Origin of the sequence: Nostoc sp. DedQUE05, from assembly GCF_034530955.1 — a bacterium.
GTDB lineage: Bacteria > Cyanobacteriota > Cyanobacteriia > Cyanobacteriales > Nostocaceae > Nostoc.
On the sequence record NZ_JAVRCB010000012.1, the window covers coordinates 23,222 to 36,311 of the forward strand.

Annotated in this window: 8 protein-coding genes; 6 read left to right on the forward strand and 2 right to left on the reverse strand. The window is 43.4% G+C overall.

Features of this window, described 5'->3' with window-relative positions:
* Nucleotides 1–665 precede the first annotated feature (665 nt).
* Nucleotides 666–5,966 carry an ELWxxDGT repeat protein gene (locus RMZ42_RS10800; RefSeq protein ID WP_322671428.1) on the reverse strand — a complete coding sequence of 1,767 codons (5,301 nt, stop codon included), beginning with the start codon at nt 5,964–5,966 and terminating at the stop codon, nt 666–668.
* A 438-nt stretch (nt 5,967–6,404) separates the two neighbouring features.
* Here RMZ42_RS10800 and RMZ42_RS10805 point away from each other — a divergent pair, with 438 nt between their 5' ends.
* The 3 genes from RMZ42_RS10805 to pip all read left to right on the forward strand — a co-directional run bounded on the left by RMZ42_RS10805 (nt 6,405) and on the right by pip (nt 9,563).
* Nucleotides 6,405–7,499 (forward strand): DUF4350 domain-containing protein, encoded by a 1,095-nt coding sequence (locus RMZ42_RS10805; RefSeq protein ID WP_322671429.1) that lies wholly within the window; start codon nt 6,405–6,407, stop codon nt 7,497–7,499.
* Between the two features lie 63 nt (nt 7,500–7,562).
* On the forward strand, nt 7,563–8,513 hold the full coding sequence (locus RMZ42_RS10810) for a MoxR family ATPase (RefSeq protein ID WP_322671430.1): 951 nt from the start codon (nt 7,563–7,565) through the stop codon (nt 8,511–8,513).
* Nucleotides 8,514–8,624: 111 nt separating this feature from the next.
* Nucleotides 8,625–9,563 (forward strand): prolyl aminopeptidase, encoded by a 939-nt coding sequence (gene pip, locus RMZ42_RS10815; protein ID WP_322671431.1) that lies wholly within the window; start codon nt 8,625–8,627, stop codon nt 9,561–9,563.
* Between the two features lie 202 nt (nt 9,564–9,765).
* Here pip and RMZ42_RS10820 read toward each other — a convergent pair whose 3' ends face one another.
* Nucleotides 9,766–10,323, reverse strand: a complete 558-nt coding sequence (locus tag RMZ42_RS10820) for an SMP-30/gluconolactonase/LRE family protein (RefSeq protein ID WP_322671555.1) — start codon at nt 10,321–10,323, stop codon at nt 9,766–9,768.
* Nucleotides 10,324–10,525: 202 nt separating this feature from the next.
* Here RMZ42_RS10820 and RMZ42_RS10825 point away from each other — a divergent pair, with 202 nt between their 5' ends.
* The 3 genes from RMZ42_RS10825 (at nt 10,526) to RMZ42_RS10835 (ending at nt 13,008) form a co-directional block, all read left to right on the forward strand.
* Nucleotides 10,526–11,341, forward strand: coding sequence for a class I SAM-dependent methyltransferase (locus RMZ42_RS10825; RefSeq protein WP_322671432.1), 816 nt, complete (start codon nt 10,526–10,528; stop codon nt 11,339–11,341).
* Nucleotides 11,342–11,473: 132 nt separating this feature from the next.
* Entirely contained in the window at nt 11,474–12,115 is a 642-nt protein-coding gene (locus RMZ42_RS10830; RefSeq protein WP_322671433.1) for a DUF4232 domain-containing protein, read from the forward strand.
* 101 nt (nt 12,116–12,216) lie between these two features.
* Entirely contained in the window at nt 12,217–13,008 is a 792-nt protein-coding gene (locus tag RMZ42_RS10835) for a GH25 family lysozyme (RefSeq protein ID WP_322671434.1), read from the forward strand.
* Nucleotides 13,009–13,090 lie beyond the last annotated feature (82 nt).

The following is a 13,090-nucleotide window of genomic DNA, read 5'->3' on the forward strand; positions in this document are numbered from 1 at the left end:
CTCAAGCAAGGTTCTGTTTGACAATGCCACTGCTACCCAAAATTTAGAAGCATTCATTAGACTTATTGCAAAAGTCGGGGTAAAGGGGAAGGTGGGGCCCCCTCTGGGGATAAGGGGCGGGGGAAAAGGGTAAAAAAACTCAAAATCCTTTCCCTTTAACCTTTTCCCTTTTCCCTAAGAGTGCAAAAATATATTTTTGCAAGAGACTCCATGAGCTGCGCTCACAAGGAACAATGAAAATGATCTTGGAACGATTTTGCGTTGTTTCAGCCTCTATTTTCAAGGCAGGTCTATTAAACAGGCGAGCGCTCTGAGAAAATGAAGCCACTTGATTATATTTTTGACTTTCCCTGAAAAATAAGTAAGTATTAACACTTATAATCCTGAAACAAAGCGATCAAAAATGAAACGTTTAAATCGCCTTGCTTGGATAGGAGCGATCGCTTGTGCAATTTGAGTGATGTTATGTGTGCTTAAATAGCCATAATATCCCCGTTCAACCCGCGTGCAAAGAAGGTTTAGGTAGCTTTTTATTATCGTTGTAGTTGCCATGTTCAGCATGAGAACTACAACGAGTTTAACCTTTTGTATTACCGAGAATGATAATTTCCTCTGCCCTTAGCAATGTGTCAGCGATCGCGAGGATTTTACTTAGTTCGCTTTCATTAGGCAATGACAGTAATATCTGCACTAGTAAGCGCTACCTGATTCGAGAACTGGGCTATCTGAACTTGTGCAGCACTACCAACCCCATCTTTATCAAAGAATAGGTTCCCCGTAGTTCGATCGTAGATAAAGCGATCGCCTGCAATTGTCGCACTAGTCCCAAGTCGGAATAAGCTCGAATCCAGTACCGTATCCTGAGATTGGCTCAGTCCAAATTCTGTCTTAGAAACGAAGATAGTATCATCTCCAACAGTAAAATCAGTAATAGTGTCATAGCCTCCAGTGCGAGTATCAGCCAGGTTGAAGCTATCTCGACCAATTCCACCAGTCAATATATCTCGACCAACTCCACCAGCGAGTACATCGTCACCTGCACCACCAAGCAAGGTGTCATTGCCTGAGTTACCAAAAAGGCGATCGTTGCCATCAACTCCATTCAAGATGTTAGCGCCAGTATTTCCCGTCAGGATGTTATTAAGGTTGTTACCAGTACCATTGATTGCTGAAGTTCCACTCAGGGTCAAGTTTTCTAGGTTATTTCCCAACACCCAACTCACCGAAGACTTAACTAAATCTGTGCCTGCATTTAAACCTTCAGTAACAGTATCGCTAAGGTTGTCTACAGTATAAATGTCATTGCCAACTCCACCGTCGAGACTATCAATTCCCGCACCTCCGTCTAAGCTATCGTCACCCGCACCACCCAACAAGGTGTCATTGCCAGAACCACCAATTAGGCTATCGTTGCCATCAACTCCATTCAAGATATTAGCGGCACTATTTCCTGTGAGAATGTTATTAAGGTTGTTACCAGTACCATTGATTGCTGAAGTTCCACTCAGAATCAAGTTCTCTAGGTTATTTCCCAACACCCAACTCACCGAAGACTTAACTAAATCTGTGCCTGCATCTAGGCCTTCAGTAACAGAATCGCTGAGGCTGTCTATGATGTAAATATCATCGCCGACTCCACCATCTAAGCTGTCATTGCCAACTCCACCATCCAAGGTGTCATTGCCTGCACCACCCAACAAGGTATCATTGCCGTCACTACCAATCAGGCTATCATTGCCATCAATTCCATTCAAAGTGTTAGCGGCAGTATTCCCAATTAAGATGTTATTAAGGCTGTTACCAGTACCATTGATTGCCAAGTTTCCAGTTAGGGTCAAATTTTCCAGGTTATCTACCAACACCCAACTCACCGAAGACTTAACTAAATCTGTGCCTGCATTTAAAGCTTCAGTAATCGCATCGTTGAGGTTGTCTACGATGTAAGTTTCATTGCCGATTCCACCATTGAGACTATCTGCTCCCAAACCTCCATCTAAGGTGTCATTGCCTGCACCACCCAACAAGGTATCATTGCCGTCATCACCAATCAGGCTATCATTGCCATCAACTCCATTCAAAGTGTTAGCGGCAGTATTTCCAATTAAGATGTTATTAAGGCTGTTACCAGTACCATTGATTGCTGTGCTTCCAGTTAGGGTTAAGTTTTCCAGATTAGCTCCCAACACCCAACTCACAGAAGACTTGACTAAATCTGTGCCTGCACTGGCAGATTCAATAATAGTGTCGCCGATGCTGTCCACAGTATAAGTGTCATTGCCTTTACCACCAATGAGACTGTCATCTCCTGTACCACCATCTAAGAAATCATTTCCATCGCCGCCATCGAGGGTGTCGTTATCACCTAGCCCGTTGAGCGTGTCATTGCCCAGCAATCCTGAGATAATATCCTTGTTCGCCGTACCAGTCAGGTTGTCTGCAACTGAAGTACCAGTAATTTCATTCGGAAATTGACTAATGGTATTAGCCACTGTTAATGCAAAAACATCGCTGATAGTTGCCGTTCCATCATTGGCTATAACTTTGATGTTGAGGCTACCAACGTTGTTATTTGTGGGAGTACCACTAAAGGTAGTGCCGTTGAAAGTTAACCAAACAGGAAGTGGATTACCATTTTCCAAAGTTGCGGTGTAAACGAGATTATCTCCCGCATCCACATCACTGAAGGTATTTGCTGGCACCACAAAGCTAAAGGCAATGTCTTCTGTAGCTGTTTGGTCTGCGATCGCATTACTCACAACTGGAGCATCATTTGTATTGGCGATCGCTAGACCAAATACACTACTGGCGCTAGCTCCATCCTTATCAGTTGCGGTAACTTTGAGGCTGAGGCTGCCCACATTTTGATTTAATGGCGTGCCGCTAAAAGTGCGCGTGGTTGGATTAAAGCTTAACCAAGCCGGCAATGGATTGCCGTTACTGAGGCTAGCAGTATAGGTCAGGGTGTCGCCTGCATCGACATCGCTGAAGGTGGTTGTTGGTACGGTAAAGTTGAAGATGGCGTCTTCTGTTGCTGTTTGGTCAGCAATAGTACTTAATGCTTTTGGGGCATCGTTAATATTGTTGACTCCGATCGCGATCGCTTTTTCGTAGAATAAACCACCCTCATCTGTGGTACGTACACGGATGTTGTAGCTATTCTTGGTTTCGTAGTCGGGTGAAGCGTTGATACGTAACTGGTTACCGACAATCGTGAAGGCGCTGTTATCGTTGTTGTCTGTACCCGAAACTAGGGTGTAGCTGTGGGTGTTGTCTCCATCGGCATCAACGGTACTAAAGTTGCCAATTACTGTGTTGCCAGGAACATTCTCGTTAACACTACTGGCACTTAGACTCATGTCAGTGGGCGTACTGTTGAGGTCAAGCTTAAAAAGTTCCAGCCCAGTGTTACCATTGTCAGCAACAAAGTAGAGTTTGCCATTAACGTAAGTTAGGTTGGTGGGATTAGAGCCAGGTAAGCCAGGGTAGATATCGTTAACGCGGACAGTACCAGCCTCAGTGCCATCACTCTTCCACAGTTCGCGATCGCCACTGCTGTCGGTGGCAACAAAGTACAACGTGCCGTTGACATTCGTTAGATATGTTGGGTTAGAGCTACCCGTGCCAGTATAAATATCCTTAACGCGGACGGTACCAGCCTGAGTACCATCACTCTTCCACAGTTCATAACCTCCAGTGCTATCAGTGGCAACAAAATACAGCATACCGTTGACATTCGTCAGATTTTGTGGGTGAGAGCTACCTGTACCAGAGACAATATCCTTGACGCGGACAGTACCAGCTTCGGTGCCATCACTCTTCCACAATTCCCGACCCCCACTGCTGTCAAAGGCACTGAAGTACAGCGTACCGTTGACATTCATCAGATTTTGCGGGTCAGAGCCAACGACGCCAGAGATGATATCCTTAACGCGGACAGTACCAGCTTCGGTGCCATCACTTTTCCACAGTTCAGTCCCCCCAGTACTTTCGGTGGCATTAAAATACAGGATGCCGTTAACATTCGTTAGATTTTGGGGCTTAGAGTGACTCGTGCCAGTATAAATATCCTTGACGCGGACAGTACCAGCCTCGGTGCCATCACTCTTCCACAGTTCGCGATCGCCACTGCTGTCGGTAGCAGTGAAATACAGGGTACCGTTAACATTCGTCAAATTTGCCAGGTTAGAGCTAGCTGTGACATTAATATCCTTGATGCGGACAGTACCAGCATCGGTACCATCACTCTTCCACAGTTCAGTCCTCCCACTAGTGTCGGTGGCAACAAAGTACAGTGTACCGTTGACATTCGTCAGATATGCCAGGTTAGAGCTACCCGTACTATTAATATTCTTGACGCGGACAGTACCAGCCTGAGTGCCATCACTCTTCCACAGTTCTCGATCCCCAGTGTTATCAGTGGCATTGAAGTACAGCGTGCCGTTGATATTCGTTAGATTTGCTGGGTAAGAGCCACTCATCCCAGAGAAGATATCCTTGACGCGGACGGTACCAGCCTCAGTGCCATCAGTCTTCCACAGTTCAGTCCCCCCACTAGTGTCGGTGGCAACAAAGTACAGCGTGCCGTTGACATTCGTCAGATTTTTGGGGTAAGAATCAGTCGTACCAGAAAAAATATCTTTGACGCGGACGGTACCAGCCTCAGTACCATCACTCTTCCACAGTTCAACCCCTCCACTGCTGTCGGTGGCATTTAAGTACAGCGTACCGTTGACATCTGTCAGATTTTGCGGATCGGAAGTACCGGTGCCAGTATTAATATCCTTGACACGAACTGTACCAGCCTCAGTACCATCACTTTTCCACAGTTCAACCCCTCCACTGCTGTCATAGGCTCTGAAGTACAGCGTGCCGTTAACATTGGTCAGATATGCCAGGTTCGAGCTAACGATGCCAGTATAAACATCCTTGACACGGACTGTACCAGCCTCAGTACCATCACTCTTCCACAGTTCGCGATCGCCATTGCTGTCGGAGGCAACAAAGTACAGCGTGCCGTTGACATTCGTCAGATATTCTGGGTAAGAGCTACCCATGCCAGAGAAAATATCGTTGACACGGACTGTACCAGCCTCAGTACCATCACTCTTCCACAGTTCAAAGCCAGCACCGTCATAAGCTCTGAAGTAAAGTGTACCGTTGATATTCGTCAGATATGCTGGGTTAGAGCCACCCGCACCAGTATTAATATCCTTAACGCGGACAGTACCAGCCTGAGTGCCATCACTTTTCCACAGTTCATTGTCCCCACTGCTGTCGGAGGCAACAAAATACAGCGTGCCGTTGACATTCGTCAGAGATGCTGGGCTAGAGCTACCCGTACCAGAGACAATATCCTTGACGCGGACAGTACCAGCCTCGGTGCCATCACTCTTCCACAGTTCAGTGCCCCCACTGCTGTCAGTAGCACTGAAGTACAATGTGCCGTTGACATTCGTCAGATTTTGCGGGTCAGAGCCACTGATACCAGAGACAATATCCTTGACGCGGACAGTACCAGCCTCAGTGCCATCACTCTTCCACAGTTCAAAGCCACCAGTGTTGTCAGAAGCTTTGAAGTACAGTGTGCCGTTGACATTCATCAGATTTTGCGGCTTAGAGGTCTGCGTACCAGAGACGATATCCTTAACACGGACAGTACCAGCCTCAGTACCATCACTCTTCCACAGTTCAGTGCCTCCACTGCTGTCAGTGGCACTGAAGTACAGCGTCCCATTGACATTTGTCAGATATTCTGGGTAAGAGCTAGCCGTACCAGTATAAATATCTTTGACACGGACTGTACCAGCCTCAGTACCATCACTCTTCCACAGTTCAGTGCCCCCACTGCTGTTAGTGGCACTGAAGTACAGCGTACCGTTGACATTCGTCAGATTTTGGGGAATTGAGGAAGCTCTATTGGTATTGATATCTTTGATGAGGATAATCGATGGTTCTTCTGCTGGCATAACCGTTTTTCCTTAAACTTCTAGATTCAGAATCACAAGGGAAATCAGGCGTTGGTAGACGCCCCAAGGACGATCGCTATTTTTCTTGCTATGTAAATATGCGATCGCTTAACTCCCAAGCTTCGCTTTTTTTTAAATTAAACAGCCTCGGCAAATATGTCTAATTTTATACTTGATTTAGATAAAGCTCATTTGGTTTAGTTAATATAAGCACTCCACATCAACCAATATCGACACGGATATGAACATAACCCGTTGGAAGGAATGAAACAGAAATCTTGGTGATTGTCTCGATTCAACTTAGCCGATCCGCGTAAATTGGTGTTCGCGTAGCGTGTCCTAAAGGACAAGGTATTGATAAAGTTAATTATATTTTTGACTTTGCCTGAAAAATAAGTAAGTATTAACAGTGATATTTAAAGACTATGAAAGTCGAAAATGAAACGTCCAAATCGCCTTGCTTGGATGGGAGCGATCGCAGCCAGTGCGATCGTTTTACTTAGTTTGTTCGCGGCTCCCAATAATACTAAAATTAACGCTGGCTCTACCTATAACCGTAACTCTGATGGCTATGGTGCTTGGTACGCTTTTATGCAACAACAGGGAATTTCTATCAAGCGTTGGCAAAAGCCTTTTAGTGATATTCAGCCAGAGAACAACCCAGTTACTCTGCTACAAGTAGGCGGCTATCCCAGAGAAACCACACTAGATAGTCAAGAGCGGGAATGGGTAGAAAAAGGGAATACTTTGGTAATTTTGGGTGCAAAGGCGCGGGTTACAGAAGCGGAGTTTAGCACTATGCAAAAATCTCCTGAAGGTGATATTAAAATTGATACACGTAGACGATATAAAAAAGCTAACTCTAAGCAAGTTAATTTAGGCGATCGCTTTGGTGCTGTTGTCTGGAAAGAAAATTACAAAAAAGGAAAGGTGATTTTTTCTACCACTCCTTATTTAGCTGCCAACGCCTATCAAGATTATTTAAGTAATTTCAAGTATTTAGCTAGTTTGGTTACTGAAAAAAGTAACACAGTCTTTGTCGATGAATACATCCACGGCTATAAAGATGCCGATATCAGGAAGAAAGAAAGCGAAGGAGATTTATCTAGCTTTTTTGCCAAAACTCCTTTACTTCCAATCTTGATACAAGTAGGTATCCTGCTATTAGTGCTAGTTTGGGCGCAGAATCGCCGCTTTGGCAAGCCAGTAGCTTTAGATACACCAGTTGTAGATAATAGCGAAGCATACATCCAAGCTTTAGCCGGAGTGTTGCAGAAAGCTGATACCACCGACTTTGTTGTTGAGATGGTGGGTAAACAAGAACAACTAGAACTCCAAAAAGTCTTGGGATTAGGGCAAGTACTTTTAGAACGTCAAGCCTTGATCGATTTCTGGATAGAAAAAACAGGTGCAAGTGCAGCCGAACTAGATGCAGTTTTAAAGCTACAATCTCGCAAACAACCCATCAGCGAACGAGACCTGTTAAGCTGGTTGGGAAAATGGCGAAGCATTAGACTAATTCGTAATTCGTAATTCGTAATTCGTAATTATTTTTTTGGAATTGTACTCTGCGTTGGTTATTTATCAATAAAAAATATGAGTGAAACACATCCTATTTTAATTCGTCTTGGTCAAGGTCTTAATCAAGTAATTGTCGGACAATCTAGCTTAATACAGCAACTCTTAGTAGCGCTGCTAGCGGGTGGGCACGTAATTTTAGAAGGAGTACCGGGAACTGGGAAAACTCTACTAGTAAAAGTGTTGGCGCAGTTAATTCAAGGGGAATTTCGCCGGATTCAATTAACACCAGATGTTTTACCTTCAGATATTACTGGTACTAATATTTTTGACTTGAATAGCCGCAATTTCACATTGAAAAAAGGGCCAATATTTACTGAAGTATTACTAGCAGACGAAATCAACCGGACTCCGCCCAAGACACAAGCGGCGCTGCTAGAAGCAATGGAAGAGATGCAGGTAACACTAGATGGTGAAAGTTTGCCTTTACCAGATTTATTTTGGGTAATTGCAACCCAAAATCCCCTAGAATTTGAGGGTACTTATCCTTTACCAGAGGCCCAGTTAGACAGATTTTTATTTAAGCTGATGGTAGATTACCCCGATCAAGCTGCTGAAAAGCAAATGTTACTCAATCGTCAGGCGGGTTTTGCAGCACGACGTTTAGATATTAGCCGTTTGAAACCAATCGCAACAGTAGCCGATATTTTAGAAGCACGACAAGCAGTCAAAGAAGTTAAAGTATCAGAAGCGATCGTTGATTATTTGTTGGCGTTGGTGAGAACATCGCGTCAATATCCCGATTTAACTTTGGGTGCATCACCCCGCGCTACCGGTGCTTGGTTGCAGACATCTCAAGCTTTAGCGTGGTTAGCGGGAAGGGATTTTGTAACGCCAGATCATGTAAAAGCAGTTGCATCACCGTTGCTACGTCATCGTCTCATATTGAAACCAGAAGCGATGCTGGATGGTTTACAAATGGATGCGGTAATTGCGTCGGTAATTAATCAAGTACCAGTTCCAAGGTAAAAAAATTAAACCTCTGACGTAAATCCCCCTTCTCCCAAAATTGGGAGAAGCGAAGTTGTTTCACCAAGACATAGCGATCGCCATCACAACATTACTGATAAAATATCCAAGATGCGAGAACTTTACCCAGCGATCGAGCCTTACTTAGAAGGTAGTTTACAAGTTTCCGACCTTCATACTATCCATTTTGAAGAGTCAGGAAACCCCCAAGGTCAACCCATCGTTTTGCTGCATGGGGGCCCTGGTGGCGGATGTCCAGCTTTTTATCGGCAATATTTCCACCCAGAAAAATGGCGGTTAGTGATGTTTGATCAGCGCGGTTGTGGTCAAAGTACGCCCCATGCCGAATTACGAGAAAACACCACTTGGGATTTAGTTAGTGATATCGAAAAACTGCGCCAACATTTAGGTATAGATAAGTGGGCGGTTTTCGGTGGTAGTTGGGGTAGCACTTTATCACTAGCTTACAGTCAAACCCATCCCTCTCGATGCACAGGATTAATTCTGCGTGGCATCTTCATGCTGAGACAAAAAGAGTTGCGCTGGTTTTATCAAGAGGGTGCTAGTTATATTTTTCCTGATGCTTGGGAAGAATATCTCAAACCAATTCCCATAGATGAACGTGACGATTTAATCGCAGCATATTACAAACGCTTGACCAATCCAGATTTAGAAATTCAATTAACAGCAGCGCGTGCTTGGTCAATTTGGGAAGCTAGTACTAGTAGACTTTTCTTCGATCCAGAACTGATGCAAAAGTTTGGTGAGAGTGAATTTGCTTCAGCTTTTGCTCGGATTGAATGCCATTACTTTATGAATAAGGGATTTTTGGAAACAGAAGATCAATTACTCTTAAATGTAGACCGCATCCGCCATATTCCGGCTGTAATTGTTCAGGGACGCTATGATGTAGTCTGCCCAATGATATCAGCTTGGGAATTACATCGCGCTTGGCCGGAAGCCGAATTTATAGTGGTTCCTGATGCCGGACATTCGATGAGTGAACCAGGAATTGTTAGTGCTTTGATTGAAGCAACAGATAATATTTAATTTGTATCAGAGAATTCAAAAAAATGAAATTACCAAAAAATAGTAAAAATAATTATTATTTGGAGGGGAAGTACAGCCATTAACTGCTACTTCCTCTCCAAATTGTAGTAGATTCAATTTATATTTAAATTTTTGGGTATTTGGAATCAAAATGCTCAAATCGCCTGGGGTTTCTACTCAAGCTTTAGTAATTGCTGGATTTTTATGATCTGGCTTTCTGCTTACGGCTAAGTACCTTGCTTGTTCCTAGCACAGTACCAAGTGCCAACACAGCTAGCCCCATTCTAGATTCAGGAATAACAGTGCTGTCTTCAGTGAAAGCCAAAAAGCCAGCCCCATTTAACCCACCCCGACCGGCAGGGATAAAGGTGTCAATAAAAGCTCCTGTCTTACCGTCGTAACGCAATATATTGTTACTATTTAAACCACTAACGTAGAGGTTACCGTCGGTACCAAAGATTGGCTTTACAGGGCCGTTAAGTCCGCCACTGCCAGATGGGACAAAAGTGTCGATAAAAGCTCCTGTCTTACCGTTATAGCGCAAGATATTATTAGTCCGAAAATTAGCGATGTAGAGATTGCCGTCTGGCCCAAAGCTCAAGCCATCAGGTTCCGACCCTTTTTCCTCTGTAGCAAAAGTATCGATAAAAGCTCCTGTTTGCCCGTTGTACCTTAAAACACTATCAGTCAGACTACTACTGACGTAAAGGTTCCCGTCTGAACCAAAGCTCAAACCGTTATGTAAATGGGCGATTTGAATGAATACTTAGCTTCGGGGACGGGGATGTAAAATCAAACTCACGACAAGGCAATCTTTAGCAGGATGCGAAGGTATTTTGCAGTACCTACTTTGTTTGATGGTAATCTTGCAAACAGTATCGCGACAATCGATATTAAATTGGTCTTTGCTCCAGGAAACTAAATAAAATAAAGTTCGACTCAAAAGCTGATAAAACTAGCTTATGCAAGACTCTAAACAAGAAATAAATGCCAGAGCTTCTATAGATTTAGAACAGCGAAGGAATTGGTATTCTCCCGTAGCTGATATTTATTACAACGCCAGACCACAATATCCAAAGCAACTGATTGAGCGGTCTGTCGTTTTAGCCCAACTTGACTCAGATGCATCGATTCTTGAAGTCGGTTGTGGTCCAGGAAATGCGACAGTAGCTTTTGCTCAATTTGGTTTTTCAATGACGTGTATTGAGCCAAACCAAGATTTTTGTCGTTTGGCACAACGCAACTGTGCAACCTATCCAAACGTTGCAATCCACAACACCTCATTTGAGGAGTGGGAACTAAAAGCAAAACAGTTCAATGCCGTTCTATCTGCTAATGCCTTTCACTGGATACCGTCAGAAATTCGCTATGCCAAGGCAGCAACGGCATTACGCGACAACGGCTTTCTCATCCTACTATGGAATCTCAGACCTGAACTGAAATATGAAGTTTACCAAGCGATCGAGCAAGTGTATCAAGTTTATGCTCCCTCACTTGTCCGCTATGAAGGTGCAGAAATTCAAGCGGAAATTTTGAGAGGGTTTGAACAAGACATTCTAGACTCTGGTTATTTTAAGAAATTAGTGACTGAGCAAATCGCGTGTGAGGTGACGTACAGCATCGATGACTTCTTTAAGCTATTAAGTACCATGAGCAGACTGGAGCCAAAGGCGAAGGAGTTGCTATTTGTACAATTGCGGGAAAAGCTGAGGAACTTTGGAGATAGTGTAAACCTCTCATTTCTTTCTGCTGTTCATGTTGCCCAAAAAGATGGATAAGCTGTTGAATTCGTTATGTAATGATGCAGCAGAACAAGTCATTGGAGCGGACGTGCATAACCCTTGTAAATTTGGAAACTTATACTGTATATGAAGCATCAGTGTAAGTAGTTCACTACAAAAAAAGAAGATATGCGAATTCTAATTGTGGAAAGCAGTATGTTGTTGCTCCTAACTGCAATGACAACTGGCTGTGTCGGTTCTTCCTCTGTTACAAAACAACCGCAAGCTTTGCCAGCAAGCACTGAACAGCCGACGAAAGAAGCTGTGTTGAGTTCAACACCTGCACCGATTGCAAAACCTATAGAGCATTCTACCCCTGAAGCCACTACTGCCACAAATCCGACGCGCTGTGAAACTAGCCAATTATCAGTGCGCCGAATTTCCGAAGATGCTGGCGTTGGGAATGTTGCACTTACTTACGCCTTCACCAATAACGGCTCATCTCCTTGCACCCTCTACGGTTATCCGGGATTGGGACTACTGGATGCAAAAGATCAACCTTTACAGGGGATTAAAGTTATTCGCTCCAAGGATACTTACTTTTCGAGTAAGCAACCTCGACAACAAGTAACTCTGGCTCCTGGAAAACAAGCCTCATTTCAAATAGCTTACAACCACATTAGTTCCCCAGATCAAAATTGCCCAATGTCTAGTAAAATTCAAATCACACCTCCAAATGCTTACGAGCACTTTACCCTTACAGAACAAATCAAGCCTTGTACAGGTAAAGTTAGAGTGACTCCAGTACGAGCCGTTAACACTCAACCCTAGTAAATTTCTGTAATTTACTCAAATACCCAGAAAAAGCATAAATTTAATCAAAGCCTCTGATAAGTTCAGGATTGTACTCATCAAAAAGGTTAAAAAATTTTATGGAAGGAATTGATGTTGCCGATCAAGATGGCAGAGTAGATTGGACGGCAGTAAAAAACTCTGGTAAAACTTTTGCATTTGCCAAAGCCACAGAAGGAGTAAGCATCAAAGATTCTGCTTTTGCTCATCACTGGCAAACCATGAAAGCTGTTGGTCTGATTCGCGGTGCTTATCATTTTTTTCACCCTCATACATCTGACCCGGTTCAGCAAGCAAAAGAATTCTTAAAAACGCTCGGCAAATTAGAACCAGGAGACTTACCACCAGTTCTGGATGTAGAAGTAACTGACAAAGGAAGTAGCCAAGCTGTAATTAATGGAGCGAAGTTATGGTTAGCAGAGGTGGAAAAAGCCCTTTTGCAACAAACAAAAAAACCAATCAAACCAATTATTTATACCTTCCCCAGTTTTTGGGAACAACTTGGGAATCCATCTGATTTTGCTAGTTATCCGTTATGGATTGCCCACTATGGAACTAGGAACCCAACTATTCCTGGTGCTTGGCAAGGACAATACTTAATCCATCAATATGAAGGTGATATATCTGGTGTAACTGGTGTTAGTGGTCGAGCCGATTTGAATAGATTTAATGGATTGCAGCTAGGAGATTCTGGGCTAAGAGTAAAACAATTACAACAGCAATTAAAAGATATTGGATTATATACTGATGCCATCGATGGGCGTTTTTCTGAGTCAGTTAAGAATGCAATTGTTAGTTTTCAAACATCTAAAAAATTGCAAGCTGATGGAATTGTCGGTATAAAAACTTGGATAGCTTTGCTATGGATTTAAGTAAGTAAGTGTGAATAAACAAAGGTTTGTGGTCAACGGCTCAAACCTTTAATTAATTTTATATTGTATAAGATAGTTTGAT

Coding starts and splice junctions, on each gene's coding strand:
- RMZ42_RS10830 (WP_322671433.1), top strand. CDS start 11,474: ATGCGAATTCTAATTGTGGAAAGCAGTATGTTGTTGCTCCTAACTGCA.
- pip (WP_322671431.1), top strand. CDS start 8,625: ATGCGAGAACTTTACCCAGCGATCGAGCCTTACTTAGAAGGTAGTTTA.
- RMZ42_RS10800 (WP_322671428.1), bottom strand. CDS start 5,966: ATGCCAGCAGAAGAACCATCGATTATCCTCATCAAAGATATCAATACC.
- RMZ42_RS10810 (WP_322671430.1), top strand. CDS start 7,563: ATGAGTGAAACACATCCTATTTTAATTCGTCTTGGTCAAGGTCTTAAT.
- RMZ42_RS10825 (WP_322671432.1), top strand. CDS start 10,526: ATGCAAGACTCTAAACAAGAAATAAATGCCAGAGCTTCTATAGATTTA.
- RMZ42_RS10805 (WP_322671429.1), top strand. CDS start 6,405: ATGAAACGTCCAAATCGCCTTGCTTGGATGGGAGCGATCGCAGCCAGT.
- RMZ42_RS10835 (WP_322671434.1), top strand. CDS start 12,217: ATGGAAGGAATTGATGTTGCCGATCAAGATGGCAGAGTAGATTGGACG.